Annotated in this window: 20 protein-coding genes and 1 tRNA gene; 7 read left to right on the top strand and 14 right to left on the bottom strand. The window is 62.8% G+C overall.

What is annotated here, in order from left to right; translation table 11 throughout:
• Position 1: 1 nt before the first annotated feature.
• A complete protein-coding gene (gene phaZ, locus G568_RS0106965; protein ID WP_026757351.1) occupies positions 2–1,291 on the bottom strand; it encodes a polyhydroxyalkanoate depolymerase in 1,290 nt (429 codons plus the stop codon).
• 107 nt (positions 1,292–1,398) lie between these two features.
• Between phaZ and G568_RS0106960 the strand changes: the two genes are divergently transcribed.
• The 4 genes from G568_RS0106960 to G568_RS0106945 all read left to right on the top strand — a co-directional run bounded on the left by G568_RS0106960 (position 1,399) and on the right by G568_RS0106945 (position 5,446).
• Positions 1,399–3,189 (top strand): PHA/PHB synthase family protein, encoded by a 1,791-nt coding sequence (locus tag G568_RS0106960; protein ID WP_026757350.1) that lies wholly within the window; start codon positions 1,399–1,401, stop codon positions 3,187–3,189.
• A 131-nt stretch (positions 3,190–3,320) separates the two neighbouring features.
• Positions 3,321–3,770 carry a phasin, PhaP gene (locus tag G568_RS0106955; RefSeq protein ID WP_026757349.1) on the top strand — a complete coding sequence of 150 codons (450 nt, stop codon included), beginning with the start codon at positions 3,321–3,323 and terminating at the stop codon, positions 3,768–3,770.
• A 122-nt stretch (positions 3,771–3,892) separates the two neighbouring features.
• Entirely contained in the window at positions 3,893–4,459 is a 567-nt protein-coding gene (gene phaR / locus G568_RS0106950) for a polyhydroxyalkanoate synthesis repressor PhaR (RefSeq protein ID WP_026757348.1), read from the top strand.
• 6 nt (positions 4,460–4,465) lie between these two features.
• Entirely contained in the window at positions 4,466–5,446 is a 981-nt protein-coding gene (locus G568_RS0106945) for a LysR family transcriptional regulator (RefSeq protein ID WP_026757347.1), read from the top strand.
• A 24-nt stretch (positions 5,447–5,470) separates the two neighbouring features.
• Here the strand turns inward: G568_RS0106945 and G568_RS0106940 are convergent, their stop codons facing one another.
• The 11 genes from G568_RS0106940 to G568_RS0106890 all read right to left on the bottom strand — a co-directional run bounded on the left by G568_RS0106940 (position 5,471) and on the right by G568_RS0106890 (position 16,622).
• Positions 5,471–6,688, bottom strand: a complete 1,218-nt coding sequence (locus G568_RS0106940) for a DegT/DnrJ/EryC1/StrS family aminotransferase (RefSeq protein ID WP_026757346.1) — start codon at positions 6,686–6,688, stop codon at positions 5,471–5,473.
• 246 nt (positions 6,689–6,934) lie between these two features.
• A complete protein-coding gene (locus tag G568_RS0106935; RefSeq protein WP_026757345.1) occupies positions 6,935–8,239 on the bottom strand; it encodes an NAD(P)/FAD-dependent oxidoreductase in 1,305 nt (434 codons plus the stop codon).
• A gap of 102 nt (positions 8,240–8,341) precedes the next feature.
• Complete coding sequence (locus G568_RS0106930; protein ID WP_026757344.1) at positions 8,342–9,700, bottom strand: glutamine synthetase family protein; 1,359 nt, start codon at positions 9,698–9,700, stop codon at positions 8,342–8,344.
• The gene (locus G568_RS0106925) at positions 9,697–10,377 is read right to left on the bottom strand and encodes a type 1 glutamine amidotransferase (RefSeq protein ID WP_026757343.1); all 681 of its coding nucleotides are present in this window, start codon (positions 10,375–10,377) and stop codon (positions 9,697–9,699) included. The genes G568_RS0106930 and G568_RS0106925 overlap by 4 nt, the downstream gene beginning before the upstream one ends.
• A 63-nt stretch (positions 10,378–10,440) precedes the next feature.
• Positions 10,441–11,775 carry a glutamine synthetase family protein gene (locus G568_RS0106920; RefSeq protein ID WP_026757342.1) on the bottom strand — a complete coding sequence of 445 codons (1,335 nt, stop codon included), beginning with the start codon at positions 11,773–11,775 and terminating at the stop codon, positions 10,441–10,443.
• 175 nt (positions 11,776–11,950) lie between these two features.
• Positions 11,951–12,757 carry an ABC transporter permease gene (locus G568_RS0106915; RefSeq protein WP_026757341.1) on the bottom strand — a complete coding sequence of 269 codons (807 nt, stop codon included), beginning with the start codon at positions 12,755–12,757 and terminating at the stop codon, positions 11,951–11,953.
• Complete coding sequence (locus tag G568_RS0106910) at positions 12,754–13,644, bottom strand: ABC transporter permease (RefSeq protein ID WP_026757340.1); 891 nt, start codon at positions 13,642–13,644, stop codon at positions 12,754–12,756. The genes G568_RS0106915 and G568_RS0106910 overlap by 4 nt, the downstream gene beginning before the upstream one ends.
• A gap of 97 nt (positions 13,645–13,741) precedes the next feature.
• Positions 13,742–14,473 carry a transporter substrate-binding domain-containing protein gene (locus G568_RS0106905; RefSeq protein WP_026757339.1) on the bottom strand — a complete coding sequence of 244 codons (732 nt, stop codon included), beginning with the start codon at positions 14,471–14,473 and terminating at the stop codon, positions 13,742–13,744.
• Positions 14,474–14,521: 48 nt separating this feature from the next.
• The gene (locus G568_RS0106900; RefSeq protein WP_026757338.1) at positions 14,522–15,298 is read right to left on the bottom strand and encodes an ABC transporter ATP-binding protein; all 777 of its coding nucleotides are present in this window, start codon (positions 15,296–15,298) and stop codon (positions 14,522–14,524) included.
• Positions 15,299–15,414: 116 nt separating this feature from the next.
• Positions 15,415–16,185, bottom strand: a complete 771-nt coding sequence (locus G568_RS0106895) for a phosphate/phosphite/phosphonate ABC transporter substrate-binding protein (RefSeq protein ID WP_026757337.1) — start codon at positions 16,183–16,185, stop codon at positions 15,415–15,417.
• On the bottom strand, positions 16,182–16,622 hold the full coding sequence (locus G568_RS0106890; protein WP_026757336.1) for a tellurite resistance TerB family protein: 441 nt from the start codon (positions 16,620–16,622) through the stop codon (positions 16,182–16,184). The genes G568_RS0106895 and G568_RS0106890 overlap by 4 nt, the downstream gene beginning before the upstream one ends.
• Positions 16,623–16,779: 157 nt before the next feature.
• On the opposite strand from G568_RS0106890, the gene G568_RS0106885 reads away from it, so the two are divergent.
• Positions 16,780–16,869, top strand: a tRNA-Ser gene (locus G568_RS0106885).
• 62 nt (positions 16,870–16,931) lie between these two features.
• Here G568_RS0106885 and G568_RS20230 read toward each other — a convergent pair.
• On the bottom strand, positions 16,932–17,138 hold the full coding sequence (locus G568_RS20230) for a hypothetical protein (protein WP_157084321.1): 207 nt from the start codon (positions 17,136–17,138) through the stop codon (positions 16,932–16,934).
• 25 nt (positions 17,139–17,163) lie between these two features.
• Between G568_RS20230 and G568_RS0106880 the strand changes: the two genes are divergently transcribed.
• The gene (locus tag G568_RS0106880) at positions 17,164–17,598 is read left to right on the top strand and encodes a thermonuclease family protein (protein WP_157084319.1); all 435 of its coding nucleotides are present in this window, start codon (positions 17,164–17,166) and stop codon (positions 17,596–17,598) included.
• A gap of 18 nt (positions 17,599–17,616) precedes the next feature.
• Here the strand turns inward: G568_RS0106880 and G568_RS0106875 are convergent, their stop codons facing one another.
• Positions 17,617–18,612 (bottom strand): tyrosine-type recombinase/integrase, encoded by a 996-nt coding sequence (locus tag G568_RS0106875; protein WP_037373817.1) that lies wholly within the window; start codon positions 18,610–18,612, stop codon positions 17,617–17,619.
• Positions 18,613–18,905: 293 nt separating this feature from the next.
• Between G568_RS0106875 and G568_RS0106865 the strand changes: the two genes are divergently transcribed.
• On the top strand, positions 18,906–19,166 hold a 261-nt coding region (locus G568_RS0106865), incomplete at its 3' end, for an IS5/IS1182 family transposase (RefSeq protein WP_026757473.1).

The raw sequence follows: 19,166 nt of genomic DNA, 5'->3' as shown, positions 1-19,166 counted from the left end.
ATCAGGCGGCGCTGTTGGTGTTGGCGGCTTTCTTGGGTTGGGCCCTTTTGGCCGGCGCGGCTTTGCTGTTGGCGTCGATGAAATCCAACACCAGAGGCCGGATGTTATTGCGCCAGCTCTTGCCGGCGAAAATGCCGTAGTGTCCGGCGCCCGGCTCGACATGGCTTGCTTTCTTGTCGTCCGGCAGGCCGGTGCACAGATCCAGCGCAGCGATGCATTGCCCGGGCGCCGAGATGTCGTCATTGGCGCCTTCGACGGTTTTCACGGCGACATCGGTGATCTTGCCGATATCCACCTGGTGCCCCTCAACGGTAAAGACATTGCGCGCGATTTCGCGGTTCTTGAAAACGCGCTCGACCGTGGACAGGTAGAATTCCGATGTCATGTCCATAACTGAAAGGTATTCATCGTAGAATCGGTTATGCGCGTCATGATCCGAGGCCTCGCCGCGGGCGACACGGGTGATCTGATCCGAAAACGCCTTTTGGTGCCGCTCGCCGTTCATGGCGATGAACGAGGCCAGTTGCAGCAGGCCGGGATAGACCATGCGCCCGACGCCCTTGTACTTGTAGCCGACGCGCTGAATCATGGTTTCCTCAAGCTGGCCCATGGTGACGCGGGCGCCGAAATCGGTGACTTCGGTGGGGGTGGCGTCGGGGTCTACCGGGCCGCCGATCAGCGTCAGGCTGCGCGGCTGCGCCTTCGGGTCGATCTCGGCCAGGTAGGCAGTGGCGGCAAGCGCCAGCGGCGCCGGCTGGCAGACGGCGATGACGTGGCTGTCGGGGCCCATTTCGCGCATGAAATCAGTCAGGTAGAGGGTGTAATCCTCGACGTCGAACTTGCCGCAGCTGACGGGGATGTCGCGGGCGTTGTGCCAGTCGGTGATATAGACCTCGCAATCGACCAGCAGGCTTTTGACGGTCGAGCGCAGAAGCGTCGCGTAGTGGCCCGACATCGGCGCGACCAGAAGCACCTTGCGTGGCATCGGCTCGCGGCCCGGCACGGAAAAGTGGATCAGATCGCCAAAGGGCTTTTCCATGACCGTTTCGATACTGACGAGGTGGTCCTTGCCATCCTCGCAGGTGAAGGTGCGAATGCCCCAATCGGGCTTGGCGACCATGCGCTGAAAGGTGCGCTCGGTCACTTCGCCCCAGGCGGCCAGCCAGTTGAAGGCGGGGTTTGGCACCATGCTGAAAACCGGATAGGATGCGAAGGACAAGGCGGAGGCACCCATCCATTGGTTCGCGTTACGGAAGGTTTCCATAAGGTCGTAGGTGGCCATGTAACGCATCTGCGTCTCCTTATTGCGTCCGGGCGAACCGGTCGAATGCCGCTTTGCCCCGAGGGCCCACGACATTTATGCTGCTTTGCAGCGAAGACTAGGGGTAAAAATTTAATATGACAACCAAAGACGACATTTCGCAGGAAAGCCTTGAGCGTTTGAACACGAACCTGGCGCGTGTCGAGGAACTGTCGCAGCGGTTGATTCGGGCATTATCGGACCGGCAGGGTGCCAACCCGAGCCTGAGCGGCCCCGATGGCGACGTGTTCGTGAAGGCGGGTGCGGCCTATTGGTCCGAGATGATGCGCGACCCGGCCCGCGTGTTCGAGCATCAGCTTGAGTTCTGGGGCAAGTCGGTGAAGCATTTCCTCGAGGCGCAGCAAGCCGTCGCGCAGGGTTTGGAGGCGCCCGAGGACGACACCCCCGACGATCCGCGCTTTTCCAACCCGCTATGGCGCACGCATCCGTATTTCAACTTCGTTAAACAGCAATACCTGCTGAACGCCGAGGCGGTGGAAAAGGCGGTGCGGGACGCCACCGATCTGGACCCGGTGGAAAAGCAGCGGCTTGAATATTTCTCAAGGCAGATCATCGACATGCTGTCGCCCACCAATTTCCTGAGCACCAATCCCGATGCATTGGAGCGTGCCGTCGAGACCGAGGGCGAAAGCCTTGTGCGCGGGTTGGAGAACCTGGTTGCCGATCTCGAGGCCAACCACGGCGAGATGCTGGTGCGGCTGGCCGATCCCAGTGCCTTCAAGCTGGGTGAGAATATCGCCACCACGCCGGGGCAGGTGGTGTACCGAAACGACATGATGGAGCTGATCCAGTATGCGCCGGCCACCGAGGAGGTGCACGCGACGCCGCTGATCATCTTTCCGCCGTGGATAAACAAGTTCTATATATTGGATCTTAAAGAGAAGAATAGCCTGATCAAGTGGATCACCGAGCAGGGCTTTACCCTGTTCGTGGTCAGTTGGGTCAACCCCGACGAGAGCTATGCCGATATCGGGCTGGAGGATTACATCGAGCGCGGCTACCTGGCGGCGCTGCGCGAGGTCAAGGCGATCACCGGCGAGGACAAGGTCAACGTGGTGGGCTATTGCATCGGCGGCACCACGCTGGCGATGGCGCTGTCGCTGCTAGGGCATCGCGGCGACAAGTCGGTGAAATCTGCCACGTTCTTTACCACGCTGACGGATTTCTCCGAGCAGGGGGAGTTTACGCCGTTCCTGCAAGATGATTTCATCGACGGGATCGAGGCCGAGGTGGCCGAGCAGGGGATTCTGCGCTCGTTCATCATGGCGCGCACGTTCTCGTTCCTGCGCTCGAATGACCTGATTTATCGCCCGGCGATCCGCAGCTACATGATGGGCGAGGCGCCGCCGGCGTTTGATCTGCTGTATTGGAACGGCGACGGCACCAACCTGCCGGGGCGGATGGCGGTGCAATACCTGCGCCAGCTTTGCCAGCGCAACGAGTTTGCCAAGGGCGGGATCGAGCTGCTGGATGAGCGCCTGCATTTGCACGATGTCGATCTGCCGGTGTGTTTCATCGCCTGCGAGACCGACCATATCGCGGCGTGGAAGGACAGCTATCGCGGTGCGCAGGCAATGGGATCGAAGAACCGCACCTTTATCCTATCGGAATCGGGGCATATCGCCGGGATCATCAACCCGCCCAGCAAGAAGAAATACGGCCATTACACCAACACCGACATGAGCCTGCCCGCCGAGGAGTGGCGCGAGCGCGCGACGTTCCACGAGGGGAGCTGGTGGCCACGCTGGGGCAAGTGGCTGGCCAAGCGATCAGGGCGCAAGGTTGCGGCGCGCGAGCCGGGCGATTCGACCCATCCGCCCCTGTGCCCGGCGCCGGGGAGTTATGTTGACCCGGCGTCAAGTGATTGAAAATAAAGCAGCTTGAAAATTATTTGCTGCATTGCAGCGAAAAACCTTGAATTGCTGCGGTGCAGCATGCATATTTCCGTCAGGATCAAGGCAAACCGGGATGCCCCCCGGACAGACGAAAGGAATTAGACATGACCAATGCAAATGACATGACCGCCATGATGAAAGACATGATGGGCGCGTTCCCCGTCGACACCAAGGCGATGGAAAACGCATTCAAGAGCCAGGCAACGCTGAACGAGAAGCTGACCGGCGTTGCGCTGACAGCGGCCGAGAAATCCTCGGAGATCTCCAGCAAGTGGACCAAGGACACGCTGGCCAAGATGACCGAGATGAGCAAAGCCAAGGCCGAGCCGGCCGACTATGCCAAGGCAATGACCGATTTCGCATCGGCCCAGGCCGAAGTCGCCGCCGAGAACATGGCCGCCTTCGCCGAAGTCGCCAAGAAAGTCCAGATGGACACGGTCGAACTGATGATGGCCGCAGGCAAGGACATGGGCGAAGAAGCCCAGTCGGCCGTGCAGAAAGCCACCAAGGACGCGACCAGCGCGGCCAAGAAGGCCACCGCACAGGCCAAGTGATCAGACGGAATGCATCGACTTCCTCCCTGTTGATGCATGAGGGCGGGCTGCAAAGCTCGCCCTTTCATTTTGTCCATTCGTGTCCTAAGCTTTCTGCACTGCTGCATATGGGAGGATAACCCGTGGCCGAAGACGCGAAACCGCTTCTGATCAAACGCTATGCCAGCCGCCGTCTCTATAACACCGAGACGAGCGATTATGTCACGCTGGAGGACATCGCGCGGTTCATCCGCGACGGCCGCGAGGTGCAGATTGTCGATCTGAAATCCGGCGATGACCTAACGCGGCAATACCTGCTGCAAATCATTGCAGAGCATGAAAGCAGGGGCGAAAGTGTGCTGCCGGTGAACGTGCTGACCGACCTGGTACGCAGTTATACCAGCCAGGCGGGCTCGGTCGTGCCGCAGTTCTTGCAGATGTCGTTCGACATGCTGCGCGACGGGCAATCGCAGATGATGGAGAACATGGCCAAGGTGAACCCGATGGCCAAGTTGCCGGGATTCGAGGCGATGCAGGCCCAGCAAGAGGCGTTCATGAAGGCGATGACCAGCGGCATGCCGGGCGCCGGCCAAGGCGCGGGCGGAGCCGCCGGGCAAGGCGGCGACAGCAGCAGCGACGACGAGGATCTAGAAGAGATCAAACGTCAACTGGCCGAGCTGCAATCGAAACTGTCCAAGATGAACAAGTAGGTCGGGATGGTCGATAGCCCCGGTCGGATAACCCTTTGGGGGATCGAGGTTTTCGTTGCCACGGCTGAAGAGGGGAGTATTTCGGCTGCAGCTAGGCGCCTGGGGGCCAGCCCCTCGGCGGTGAGCCAGCAACTGACCAACCTGGAAGGGGCGATCGGGGCGGCGCTGCTGTTTCGCAACACGCGGCCCGTGGCCCTGACGCCGGCGGGCGAGCTGTTTCGTCGCCGCGCGGGCACTATATTGAACGAGGCGGCGCTGGCGCGCAGCGAATTGGCGATGGCGGACATGTCGGCGCTGACGCGGTTTCGGCTGGGCATGATCGAGGATTTCGAGGCGGATGTAACGCCGCGCCTGCTGACCGGGTTGGCGGAGGAAATGACCGGCTGCCAGTTCCTGTTGGAGACAGGAGCAAGCCATCATTTGCTTGATCAACTGGACGCGCGGGCGCTGGACGTCGTGGTGGCTGCCGAGATGGGCGCGACGCCCGAATGGGCCGAGGTGCATCCGCTGCTGAGCGAGGGGTTCGTGGTGGCGGCGCCGCGCGGTGCGCTGGACGGGCTGCAGGCGGGCGCGCATGATGCAGTTCTATCGCGGCTGCGCGAATTGCCGTTGGTTCAATACAGCGCCCGCCATCACATGGGCCGACAGATCACCGCACACTTGGCGCGGCAGGATCTGCGGCTGGCGCATCGGTTCGAGCTGGACAGCTACCACGCCATCCTGGCGCTGGTGGCGCAGGGGGCGGGATGGACCATCCTCACGCCGCTGGCGTTGATGCGGGCGCGGCGGTTCGCGGGGCAGCTGGACGTGGCCGAGTTGCCTTTTGCCCCGCTGGAGCGGACGATATCCCTGACCGCGCGCAAGGATGTGCTGCGCGATTTGCCGGGCCAATTGGCCGGCAAGCTCAAGCCGCTATTGCAAAACGGGGTGGTTGGCCCGGCGATTGCCGCGCATCCGTTCATGGCCGCGCATTTGCGGGTGTTGTAGGGGCTGCGCTCGCGGCCCCGTTGGTCAGGTGCCGTAGGCGCGGATATTGCCCATCACGTCCTGCGCTGCGCGCACCAGCGCATCGGCGATGATGTCCAGCTCCGGCAATTGCAGGCGGGCGGGCAGGCGGGTATCGCAGGCCTTCATCAGCATCTCACGGGTGCGGGGCAGATCGGGCAGATCATCCAGGAACTGCCAGTTCCAGAAGGCCCGCGCGTTGTCGGTGCTGAGGCCGAAAACCTGCACCTTGACGCCGCGATCGGCGGCGGCGCGGGAAAACGCCTCGACCTGATCCTTGGCCATGCCGACAAGGTTGAACTGGATGGAATCGGGCGCGCGCTGCTCGGGGTCGAGCTTGGCGGGCACATCGATCCACGGCGACAGGTTCAGCCGCTCGGCCACGTAATCGTGGTTGCGGCGGCCATCGCTGACGCGGCGGGGCAATTCGGCGATCTGCGGGCGCACCAGTGCGGCGCTGAGGTTGCCAAGGCGCAGGTTGTAAAGCGGAAGCTGGTTCTGCCAGCGGGCAAACGCTGCGTGCAGCGCCTCGGCGTCCTCGGGGGTGGCGGCCATGTGCTTGGACCAGTTGTGTTCATACGCGCCGGACATGATCACGGCGCGGGCCATCACGTCGGGGTCGTCGGTGATCATCACGCCGCCCTCGCCGGCATTGAGCAACTTGTAGCTTTGGAAGCTGAAGCAGCCGATACGCCCGATGGTACCGATGCGGCGGTCGTGCCACGTGGTGCCCAGCGAATGCGCCGCGTCCTCGATCACCGGCACGCCGCGTGCCTCGGCCAGTGCCATGATCGCGTCCATGTCGGAGGTGTGGCCGCGCATATGGCTTATGATGACCGCGTCGATTGACGCGTCGAGCCGTTCGGCGAAATCGTCGATGTCGATGCGGTAATTCTCGCCCACTTCGCACAGGACGGGCGTACAGTCGGCGTGTACGATAGACGAGGGCACCGCGGCGAAGGTAAAGGCGGGGATCAGGACGCGTGCGCCGCGTGGAAGGCCGAGCGCCTTGAGCGACAGAAACAGCGCGGCCGAGCAGCTGCTGACCGCGAGGGCGTAGCGGGTGCCCATGACATCGGCGAACTCGCGCTCGAGCAGGGAAACCGGCGCGTCCTTGGGCGCGGTGTAGCGAAACAGATCGCCGCTTTGCAAAAGCCGCTCGATCTCGTCGCGGGCGGCTTCGGGGATGGGTTCGGCGTCGTAGACATTGGGCGGTAGCGTCATGAGGCTTTCGGCTTTCCTGAATTTCCCTTTCCGATTTTCTAAACGAAAGGCGTCGAAAAGCAAAGCCCCAAGCGCGGCGCTATGGACGCGGCAATGCGCCTCGGTGCGCGCGTGATTGTTACCCGGCAAAAGGGGCCCGCGCCCGCGATGCGTGACGGCCAAGAAAGTTTAAAACTTTTTTGAACGGAATCTTTTGAAGTTTCCGTTCGTCGACGGCAGCGGGCAAGCTGTGTCAGGTGGGCAATGCTAGAAACCCAACCGGTCGCGCAGCGCGAACCACGTCATCGCCAGCGTCAGCAGCGGCGTGCGCAGCGTGGGGCCGCCGGGGAACGGCGCCGTGGGGATGCGCGCCATGGTGTCAAAGCCCTCTGCCTGACCGGCGATGGCCTTGGCCATCAGCATCCCGGCATGGGTGGCGGTGCCGACGCCGTGGCCGGAATAGCCCGAGGCCGACAGGATATTGGGCGCGACCCGCGCCAGGTAAGGTAGGCGTTTCATGGTGATGGCCAGGGTGCCACCCCAAGCATAATCGATCGGGACATCGGCGAGGTGCGGGAAGATCTGGCGCATCGGCTTGCGCACTAACGCGGCGATGTCGCGCGGGAATTTGTATCCATAGCTTTCGCCGCCGCCGAACAGCAGCCGGCGATCCTCGCTGAGGCGGAAGTAGTTGATCACGAACTTGCTGTCGGCGACCGCGATGTCGCGGGTCAGCACGCGCGCGGCCTCCTCGCCCAGTGGCCGGGTGGCGATGACGAAATTGTTGATCGGCATCACCCGGCGCGCGACCTGCGCGTTGAGCCCGCCCAGGTACCCGTTGCACGCAAGGATCACGTGATCGGCCTGGACCTTGCCGTGCTCGGTCTCAACCAGGGTTTGCGGGCCGGTGGTGATGTTGCGCACGGCCGAGTTTTCATGCAGCCGCACGCCCGCCGCGGTGGCCGCGCGCGCCAGGCCAAGCGCGAAATTGAGCGGGTGCAGGTGCCCCGCGCCGTGATCGAGTAGCCCACCTACATAGGCGGGCGAGGGGCAGATCGCGTGCATGGCATCGCGGTCCAGCGCCTCGATCTGGTTGTAGCCATAGCGGTTTTGCAGCAGTTCCACATAGGCGTGCATGTGATCGACCTCGGAGCGGCGAAAGCCGGTCCAGGCGATGCCGGGCTTGAGCTGACAGTCGATGGCGTGCTTGTCGATCAGGCCGCGCACCAATTGCTTGGCCTCCTCAGCAAGGTGCCACAGCTTGCGCGCATCCTCGCGCCCGAGCATCCGCTCGAGCGTGTCCTGTTCCTGCCGCTGGCCCGATCCGAGCTGCCCGCCGTTGCGTCCCGAAGCCCCGAACCCGGCGCGATGCGCCTCGAGCAGGACCACGTCGTAGCCCCGCTCGGCCAGGTGCAGGGCGGCCGACAGGCCTGTGTAGCCGGCGCCGACCACGCAGACATCGGCGCGAACCTCGCCCGACAGGGGCGCGGTGCGCGGGGCCTTGGCGGCGGTGGCGGCGTACCAGCTTTGGGGATATTCGCCGGGGCGGTCGTTGGAGTAGAGCAGGTTCATGGGGCGTTTTCCGTGGGTCAGCGGGGGAGGGGGCGCTGCCCCCGCCGCGCGTGCCGCGCGGCCCCCCGGGATATTTCGGGCCAGAAGAAACGGGGCGCAGGGTCAGACGTTGATCAGCAGGTGCTCTCGCTCCCACGGGCTGATGACTTGCAGGAATTCCTCGTACTCGGCGCGTTTGACGATGCTGTAGACGCGGGCGAACTCGGGGCCCATGATTGCGTGCAGGTGGGTGGCGGCGTCGAATTGATCGAGCGCCTGCCCGAGAACGCGGGGGATGTCGCCGTCGCCGTCATAGGCATCTCCCTTGAACTGCTTGTCGGGGCGGACCTCGTCCATCAGGCCCATGTAGCCGCAGGCGAGGCTGGCGGCGATGCCCAGGTAGGGGTTGCAATCCATCCCGGCGAGCCGGTTTTCGACGCGGCGCGCGTCTGGCCCCGAGAGCGGCACGCGGATGCCGGTGGTGCGGTTGTCGCGGCCCCAGGCCAGGTTAATGGGCGCCGCGTGGTCGCGCACGTAACGGCGGTAGGAATTCACGTAGGGCGCCATCACGGCGATGGCCGAGGGCATGTGTTCCTGCAGGCCGCCGATGAAGTGATAGAACGCCTCGGTCTCGCCGCCCTGGGGGCCGGAGAAAATGTTTTTGCCGGTGTCCATGTCCAGCACCGAGTGGTGGATATGCATGGCCGAGCCCGGCTCTTCGGCGATCGGCTTGGCCATGAAAGTGGCAAAGCAATCGTGGCGCATGGCCGCCTCGCGGATCAGGCGCTTGAAGAAGAACACCTCGTCGGCCAGCTTGACCGGGTCGCCATGGCGCAGGTTGATTTCCAACTGCCCGGCGCCGCCTTCTTGGGTGATGCCGTCGATCTCGAAGCCTTGTGCCTCTGCGAAGTCGTAGATGTCGTCGATGACGGGGCCGAATTCGTCCACCGCGGTCATCGAATAGGCCTGACGCGCGGCGGCGGGGCGACCCGAGCGGCCCATCATCGGCTCGATCTTCTTGGCCGGATCGACATTTCGCGCGACGAGGTAAAACTCCATCTCGGGGGCCACGACCGGCGTCCAGCCCTGCGCGTGGTAGAGATCGACGACGCGCTTGAGAACGTTGCGCGGGGCGAACTCGATCGGCTCGCCCTTGCGGTCGAACGCGTCATGGATCACCTGCAGTGTCCAATCGCCGGTCCACGGCGCGGCCGAGGCGGTGGTCATGTCCGGCTTGAGGATCATGTCGCGCTCGATGAAGCCATCCTCGCCGGCTGCCTCGCCCCAGTCGCCGGTGATAGTCTGGTAGAAGATGCTGTCGGGCAGATGGAAATAGTCCTGCCGCGCGAATTTGCTGGCCGGGACGGCCTTGCCGCGCGCTATGCCGGGAAGGTCCGAGATGATGCATTCCACCTCGTCCAGGCGGCGCCCTTCGAGGTAGGCGCGGGCGTGGTCGGGAAGGTTTTCGGTCCAATCGCTCATGACGTGGTCCTTTTGAAAAAATCGGCAATCTGGTTGGCGAAATCCTGCGCGTTCAGGGGGGTGGCGAGGCGCTTTTGGGCGTCGCTCAGCGTTGCCTCGTCAACCAGGCCGGGGCCCCGATGCGTGATCAGCATGTCGATCATTTCGGGGCTGAATTCCGGGTGGGGCTGCACCGACAGGATGGTGTCGCCATAGGCCAGCCCGGCATAGCGGCAAAACGGGTTGGTCGCGGTCACGCGGGCGCCCTTGGGTTTCTCGGTGACCTGGTCCTGGTGCCAGGCGTTGAGCATTAGGCTGGTGCCGTCGAAATCGTAGCTTTGCGGCCCGATGGCCCAGCCGCCCGAGAATTTCTCGACCTTGCCGCCAAGGGCCTGCGCGATGATCTGGTGGCCAAAGCAGATGCCGACCAGCGGGCGTTTTGCTGCCTGGATATCGCGCACCAGCTCCTCCAGCGGCGCGATCCAGTCGTGATCCTCGTAGGTGCCGTGCTTGGAGCCGGTTATCAGCCAGCCATCGGCTGCCTCGGGGCCGGGGGGGAACTCGTTATCGACGACGCGCCACGTCTCGAAGTCGAAGCCGTGCCCGGCGAGGAGTTGCGCGAACATGTCGGGGTATGTGCCCAGGCGTTCCTTCACCTCTTGGGGGGCGTGGCCGGTTTGCAGGATGCCGATTTTCATGGATCACCAGTTGATTGGAGTGTGCGAAGGCTAGGCCAGCCGCGCCGGCGCGGCAAGGGCGCGTCAGACGGTGTCGAGGTATATTTCGGCCTGTTCCGTCGGTGTCAACTCGCCCATGTAGTGCAACTCCTGCCGCTTGGTCAGGACAAGGTTGCGGATCATTTCGGGGGCGAAGATGCGCTTGACGATGTCGGAGTTTTCGAAGGCGTCGATCGCGCCGGCCCAGGTGTCGGGGATGTGCGGCAGGTCCAGCGCATAGGCGTTGCCGCTGATCGGGGCGGGGGGCTCGGCGGCGTCCTCGATCCCGTTGAGGGCGGCACCCAGGATGGCGGCAAGCATCAGGTAAGGGTTCACGTCGCCGCCGGCGACGCGGTGCTCGACGCGGCGGGCCTTGTGGCTGCCCGAGGGCACGCGGATGGCGGCGGTGCGGTTCTCGTAGGCCCAACAGATGCCGGTGGGGGCGTGGGCGCCGGGCACCATGCGGTCATAGCTGTTGGAATGGGGCGCAAAGACGAGGGCGCTGTCGTGCATGGCGTTCAAGCAGCCCGCGATGGCGTGGCGCAGGGTGTCGGTGCCCTTGGGCCCGCCGTCGTCAAACACGTTGTTGCCGTCCTTGTCGAGCAGCGAGAAATGTGTGTGCAGGCCCGAGCCGGGATAGTCGTCATAGGGTTTGGCCATGAACGAGGCAGCGAACCCGTGCCGCCGCGCCAGCCCCTTGACCAGCATCTTGAACAGCCACGCGTCATCGGCGGCGCGCAGGGCGTCGTCGCAATGCATCAGGTTGATCTCGAACTGACCCAGCCCGGCCTCGGAAATGGCGGTGTCGGCGGGGATATCCATTTCTTCGCACGCATCATAGAGATCGGTGAAGAAGATATCGAACTGATCCAGTGCGCGCACCGACATCGTCTCGGCCGCCTTGCGCCGCTTGCCCGAGCGGGGGCTGATCGGAACCTGCAGGTTGCGGCCCGAATCGTCGATCAGGAAAAACTCCAGCTCGACCGCGACCACCGGGGTCAGGCCGCGTGCCTTGAACCGGTCCAGCACCGCGCGCAGGGCATGGCGCGGATCGCCGTCATAGGGGCGGCCGTCCTCGCGGAACATCCAGATCGGCAACAGCGCAGTCGGCGCCTCAAGCCACGGCATCGGCATGAAACCCCGCTCGGTGGGTTTGAGCACGCCGTCGGCATCGCCTGAGTCGAACACCAGCGGGCTGTCGTCGATATCCTCACCCCAGATGTCGAGGTTGAGCACCGACAGCGGAAAGCGGGTGCCGTCCTCGACCACCTTGTCGGCGAAGCGCGTCGGCACGCGCTTGCCGCGCGGCTGACCGTTTAGGTCGGCGGCGGCGACGCGGATCGTGCGCACTTCGGGGTGTTTCCTGAGCCAGTTCTTCATACCTGTCACCCGGTGGGTTGGGGCCCGGTCCTCCGGGGCCGGCGATGCGGGGGCGCGGCGGAGGAGGGCCCGTTTCAATTTTATGATCAAATTAGGATAGGCATGCCAGTTCGCCTTTTCCCGTTCAATTGGAGGGGCGAACACGCGTTAAAATAATTTGATCAAATCATGAATACTACCGGATGAGATTCATACGCAAGCGGATTCTGCGCCGGGCCTCTTGCGGCAGGTGCCGGTTGAGGTGGCGATTAACCAGCCCGAACGCGCCCACGATGCACAGCGTCAGCAAGATGAAATAGCCCGCAAGGATCGGGTAGGGCACGAACGGGTTAAACGTCTTGTCGGCGAAATAGCTGGCATAGTAGAGCGCATCGCCCTTTTGCTGCCAGGCCGGAAAGCCCGCGAAGAACACCAGCGTGGTGGCGTGGAACAGGAAGATCGCCTCGTTCGTGTAGGCGGGCCATGCCAGCCGTAGCATCGTCGGCCAAACGATTCGGCGAAAGCGGTGCCAGCCGGACATGCCGTAGGCATCGGCCGCCTCCAGGTCGCCGCGCGGGATCGAGCGCAGCGCGCCGTAGAAGATCTCGGCCGAGTAGGCGGCGGTATTGAGAAACAGCACCACCAGCGCGCCGGCCCATGCGCTGGTGAAGGCACTGAACACCGGCATCACCGTCTTGAGCGACAGGAACAGGAAATAGGCAAAGAAAAACTGTATGAATAGCGGCGAGCCGCGGAACACGAAGATGAACCATTCGGCCGGTTTGCGCAGCCATTTGCGGCGGGCGCTCTTGGCCACGGCCAGCCCGGTAGCCAGGAAAAAACCGGCCAGAAGGGCGAAAATGCCGAAATAGACGTTCCAGATCATCCCCGAGCCGATCAGGGTGAACTGCTCACACAGGGTGAAATCCTCGCGCGGGAGCAGCCGCTCGCCATGGCCGAGGCTGCGCAGGCCGTAATCCTGTATGGTCTGGATGCAGCTCATGCGCGGGCCTCCGCGCGGCGGGCCGCGTCGCCGCCACTGGTGGCTTGTCCGCGGCTGAGGCGCTGCATGATCCGCTCAAGCACCACCTCGGATGCCTTGGTGAACAGCAGGTACAGCACCAGCAGCCCCAGGAAATACCACATCCGCCAGTCGCCATGCGGATAGTCGGAAAAGCGCGCGGCCTTGGAACCACCCAGCTCGGTCGCCCAATAAAGCACGTCCTCGATCCCCAGCAGGAACAGCAGCGGAGTCGCTTTGACCAGGATCATCCACAGGTTCGACAGGCCGGGCAGGGCATAGATCCACATTTGCGGCACAAGGATACGCCAGAAGCTTTGGCGGTGCGTCATGCCGTAGGCCTCGGCGGTTTCCATCTGGGCGCGCGGCACGGCGCGCATGGCCCCGAACAGCACATTCGCCGCGAAGGCGCCGAACACGATGGCAAAGGTGAACACCGCTATGAAAAACCCGTAGGTTTCGTGCACCCATTGGGGCGCGTTGCCCAAGGGCATCTTGGCGGCCTGGCACACAACGAAATCATTGCCTTGGCGAATGGGTTGATCCCAGTCGGGGCAGAGCGTCTTGTGGCGGACCCACTCGATCGCCTGGTCGAGGGCGATCACGAAAAACAGGAAAAACGCGATGTCGGGCACGCCCCGCACCAGCGCGATATAGGTCTTGCCGATCCAGCGCAGCGGCGCAAACCGGGCGCGGGCGGCACTGGCCCCGACAAACCCGAATGCTAGCGCGGCGGGCGCGGTAATGGCCAGCAGCAACAGCACCGTGCCGATGGAGCCGTAAAACGCCATGTGCTTACCCGTGGTCAGGTAGCAACTCAGCCATGACAGGCCGCTGAGCGTCGAAGGATCTGAGCAGAAGCTGAAGATGGCGGCACCTGTGGCGATGTCGGGCGAAAGCGGGATAGTATGACGGGAAAGCGGTCGCCAAGGGGGCCGTGGCCCCCCTGGCGCAGGTCAGGTCAGATCAGAACGTCGCCGAACCGGGCAGCCATTCCTTGATCAATTCGTTCAGGGTGCCGTCGTCCTTCATCGACTGGATCGCGGCGTTGAACTTTTCCTTCAGCTCGGGATCGGACTTGCGGATGCCGAGGCCGATGCCGCCACCCAGAAGGACATCGTCGCCGGCCCAAACCAGATCGCCGCCCGATTCGCTGACCATCGGCTCAAGATACGCCTTGTCGGCCAGCACCGCGTCGGCCTCGCCGTTGCGCACGGCGGCGACGGTTTCATCGGGCGTTGCGAACTCGAGCAGGGTCGCGTCGCTGTTGGCTATATGGCTGGCCTGGATGGTGCCGGTCTGCGCCGCGATCACGCCGTTTTCAATGTCTGCATCGGCGGATAGCGCCATGTAGGCGGACGGATCGGGCTGCGTGTAGGGATCGGTGAAGTCGATCACTTCCTTGCGCTCGTCGGTGATGGACATGCCCGCGATGATCGCGTCGTAGTTGCCCGACACCAGGTTGGGAATGATGCTGTCCCAGTCGTTTGTGACCCACTCGCAGTCCAGCTCGGCGCGCTCGCACAGTTCGTCGCCAAGCACCCGCTCGAAGCCGGCAACCTCGCCGTCATCGTTGAGGTAGTTATACGGAGGGTAGGCGCCCTCGGTGCCCAGGCGCACGGTGCCGCCGTGGTTGTCGGCCATTGCAAGGCTGGCGCCAAAGGCCAGCGCGGCTGTGGTCAGGATCAGTTTTTTCATTTGAGTTCTCCCGTTGGTTGGTTTGGTTCAAAGTGCATGCGCATTGTCTCAGCCCGGCATTGTCGAGGAGAGAAATCCGCGCAAACGTTCGGTCTTGGGTGCGCCGAACAGCTCGTCTGGCGCGCCTTCTTCTTCGACGAGTCCCTGGTGCAGGAACACGACGTGATCGGATAAATCCGCGGCCATGCGCATGTCATGCGTTACGATAAGCATCGTGCGCCCCTCGGAGGCAAGATCCTTGATCACCTTGACCACTTCCTGCTCCAGCTCCGGGTCGAGCGCCGAGGTCGGCTCGTCGAACAGCAGCGCCTCGGGCTCCATGCACAGGGCGCGCGCGATCGCGGCGCGCTGCTGCTGTCCGCCCGAAAGCTGCGCCGGCCAGGCATCGGCCTTGTCGCCGATCCCGACCTTTTCGAGATACCCGCGCGCGGCCTTTTCAACCTCTGCCCGTTCGCGGCCGAGCACCGTCATCGGCGCCTCCATCACGTTTTGCAGGATGGTCATGTGCGCCCACAGGTTGAACTGCTGGAACACCATCGACAGGTTGGTGCGGATGCGCAGGACCTGCTTGGCATCGGCGGGATGGCGATGCGCCCCGGTGCCGCGCCATTTGACCGGCTCGCCCTTGAACAGGATCTCGCCCTGCTGGCTATCCTCCAGAAGGTTGGCGCAGCGCAGAAGCGTCGATTTGCCCGACCCCGAAGAGCCGATCAGCGACACCACGTCACCGCGCCGGGCCGATATATCCACCCCCTTGAGCACCTCCAGCGCGCCGAAGGCTTTGTGCAGGTTGCGAATTTCGATCACTGGGCTTGCGTCTGTCACGCGGTGCTCCGGTCTGGTCGTTTATCCATCACGTCCGCCAATAGGACGGAAAATAAACGCTGATGCAACTTCCAAAACGGAAGACTTGCCCCGATTCCTTCCGAATTGACCCGGCGTCAGCCCGAAATGTGACCATTTGCGCGCTGTGCGGCGGCAGGCGCGGCGGGTGTCGGAACCGCAAGGTAGGCCGCCTCGGGGATGTCGATGAGGGCCTGCAGGCACAGCGTGCCGCGCGCCTCATCGTCCAGCGCGGCGATGGCCCGGCGCAGGGCGGTACGGATCGGCGCGGGATCGTGCGCGATGGCGGTGATGCACGGCAGGCCGGGCGTGGGCCACGTCTTGCATAGCACCCGCAGGCGCGTGGCAAAGGCATCATGGCGCTGCATCAGGCGCCAGCTTTGCGCGTCAATCGCGGCGATATCGGCGCGCCCCTCGACCACCGCGCGGGCCGACGCGGCGTGCCCGCCTGTTTGTATGGGGTCCGTGATGCGCAGGCCCTGCGCCTTGGCATAGGCCGCCGGCGCGGCCCAGCCCGATTGCGAGGCGGGATCGTTATAGGCAAAGCGCTGCGTGGTGAAATCGGCCAGGCGCGCGCCCTGCGCGTCGCGGCGCACCACCAGGATGCTGCGGTAATATCCCGGCGGGCAGCCCTCCAGCGCGAAATCGGGTGTGCCGACAAGCGCCACGCGCCCGCGCAGCCGCGTGCGATAGGGCAGGCCGCAGGTTTGCGACAGCAGCAGCCCGGGCGATTGCCAGTCGGCCCAGGGGTCTTGGCCGCGGCTAAGCGTTTTGGGGCCATACCCCAGCTCCTCGCGCACCAGATGCCACAGCTGATCGGTCGCCGCCCGCGTTTCGGGGCGGTCATACATCGGCAGGCTGGCGATCATTCGGAGGTATCGACGCGCTGCCGGGCCAGCGCGCTGTCGCGATCGTTGATGCCCAGCAGGTTGGCCACCATCCGCATGAGCGAATCCTCGTGATGATCGCGCTCGCCATCGGCCAGGGCGACCTGCCACAGCGCCTCGATCACGCCGAGGCGGTCATCATAGGGCACGGCATCCTTGATCGCGCGGGTGAAGCGGACTGTGTCAGGTGCGTGGGCCTCAAGCTCCTCGGCCTCGCGGCGCAGGTCCTTGGCCTCGGCCGTGTCCAGGCCATAGCGGGTGGCGACGATCCGGTCGATACGGGTGATCTCGGACACCTCGTAGGCGTTGTCGGAACGGGCCACACGCACCAGCAGCGCGGTCAGCGCAAGGCGCGCATCCTGATCCGTGATCGGCTCGGGCGCCGGGGCGAAGAGGGTCTTTAGCAAATCTGAAATCATCCGGCATATATAGAATGGTTGGCCCCGCTCGCCAATCCGTCATTTCCCGCACGCCGCCCGCCCGCGCGGAGGGGGTGATCCACGCCGCATGCCTTTCGGCAGAAACGTTGAAATTTGGCCTTGTAAATCGATCGCCCGGGCGGCTATACGCGTCGGCGGAGACGTGGCCGAGTGGTCGAAGGCGCTCCCCTGCTAAGGGAGTAGGCCCGGAAGGGTCTCGAGGGTTCGAATCCCTTCGTCTCCGCCATACATCTACACCCCATAAAATTAGCTTAATATCAGATAGTTAGAAGGTGGGTATTTTCGCTGTCACCACACGTTATCACCACACGCTTTTAAGCGTTCAGCGTTGGTCGCGATTCTGGTGACCTCGCCTAGTCCTGCCGCATCTGACGCTGTTTTCTGATCATGTTCCAGCGTTTGTAGGTAAGCGTGTTCGCTCCCAAAACGTCTGATCTGCCATAGTGTTTCGATAACTGTTTGAGCGATTTCAGTGAGATACTTGCAGTCCAGCATCTCAATAACCTACTCTATAGTTATTATGGTTCTTGATCACACTCTTGCCCCGTTCTTTCTGATTGTCGCCTGTCTCGTAGTCGGCCAGCCATCCTATGCGGGAGAATGGATTGAAGGCCGAGTAACCCATGTGCGGGACGTCGATACCATCGAGGTTGAGAGCCGTGCTGTCAGGTTGAACGGCGTGGACGGCCCTGAACTCGATGAACGAGGCGGACAGGCCGCAAAAAGGTGGATGCAGCGACTTGTCCTGCGCAAGCCGGTGCGCTGCTGGCTCAACGGGGACCGCACGTATGACCGTTGGGTTGGCACATGTTACACCAAGTCAGAAGAAGACCTGGGCGCGCTGGCGATCTCCGCAGGACAGGCGAGGGACTGTCCGCGATACTCGGACGGCAAGTATGCCAGTTTCGAAACTGATGAAAGCCGCAGATTGCCGATTCACGGCTACTGCCGGTAGGCCTGTCGCTGGCACTCCTCACTCCCCGGAGGTCGCGATCTCCTCAGAGACTGCCTTGGACACAAGCGCTGCCGCAGATTGGGTCGCCAGAATTCTCCGACCGTAGCGGGCGGGCATTTCGGGCGAGGACCAGCGCCCAGCGACCATGATCGAAGACAGGTCGCATCCAATTCTGAACGCGTCGTGAACACCGCCGATACGTGTGCTGTGTGCCGATACATCTCGCCGTCCCGTGCACCGCTTGATGATCCGCGTTATGGTCAGCGGATTGAGCGAGCAAATCCTGGCATTGGCTTGTGATTTCGTCAGTATGGGGTCTTCGGACTTCAAGCCCGCCAGATCAGTCCAGTCGAGCACGGCTCCAGTTCCAGCTTCAGAAAGAAACGCATAGGCCCCTTGACCGTACTGATCGGTCTTTGATCTTTCGATGTAAAGGAGGCTTGCGCCATCATCCTGCCGGATCAGATCTTTCACCTTGAGCGCCACAATCTCGGATGCGCGGCACCAGCTGTCGGTCGCAATCCATAGAACTGCCTTGTCTCGGATTTCCAGGCGACTGCTTCCGAGCCTATCAATCGCGGCCAGCACCTCCGCTTTGCAGAGCGGCGGTTTTTGTCTGATCCCCGCCCCGTATTTCCTTTTTACGGCTTTCAGGGCAAGCACGACCAGGCGATGGCGGCAGGGTGAGGGCATAAAGGCGGCTCGGTGCATCTCTGAGATTGCCCATAGGCGCAGCTCAATCGTCGTTGCGCGGATCTTGCCACCTAAGAAATCAATATATGCGGCGACTGCCTTGGGCTCTATTGGCGGTTTGGACTGAAAGCCTCTTTCATCGCACCAGTTTCTGAAGTTCATGGACATTTGGCGATAGTTGCGCAGCGTTGAGGGCGCGAAGGCCTCCTCGGATCGTCTTTTATATTCGTCGACAAGCGCTGCTCGCGCTTCAGATGGTGTGTTGCTGAGTTTGGCAATTGTTGCGAAGCGCTCTGCTTCGCGGTCAAAAGCTTGGGTCACGATATGTCTCCTGGTTTTTGTTGAGAATCTGAAGGCGTCCTGCGCTATGCGCGATATGCTTACTAAATATTAACTTTGGATGGGCAAGCTGACGTTGCTGGAAAAGTCGCAATCATGTGGGGCAGAATGAATGCAAACAGAACAAAAGTTGTTGGTCCTTGAGAAGCTGAACGATGAGCTGATGTCCGTCCTGATGGAATACGTTGAGAAATACGGTTTGACCGATAAGGGGCTCTGTTGCACAAAGCGCGTGAGGGATTCATGTCGCGAATCCAGTGTGGTAGCTGGGCGACATGAGCAGACCCACACCCCCAACCTACAAGACCAGGAACTGGCCGGCCTATAACGAAGCGCTCAAGCGCCGTGGCTCGCTGACAGTCTGGTTTGACCCGGAGATGATCTGGGAGGCTGCGCCGACCGGTAAGCGCGGTCGGCAGCAGACCTACAGCGACACCGCTATCCAGACATGCTTGACGATGAAAGTGTTGTTCGGCATGGCGCTACGCCAGACCACAGGCTTCGTCGAGAGCCTGCTGCATTTGGTCGACCTGGAC

The sequence above is a fragment of the Sediminimonas qiaohouensis DSM 21189 genome (assembly GCF_000423645.1).
Taxonomy (GTDB): Bacteria; Pseudomonadota; Alphaproteobacteria; order Rhodobacterales; family Rhodobacteraceae; genus Sediminimonas; species Sediminimonas qiaohouensis.
Note: the sequence above shows the minus strand (reverse complement) of the source record. Positions and strands in the feature narration are given on the sequence as shown.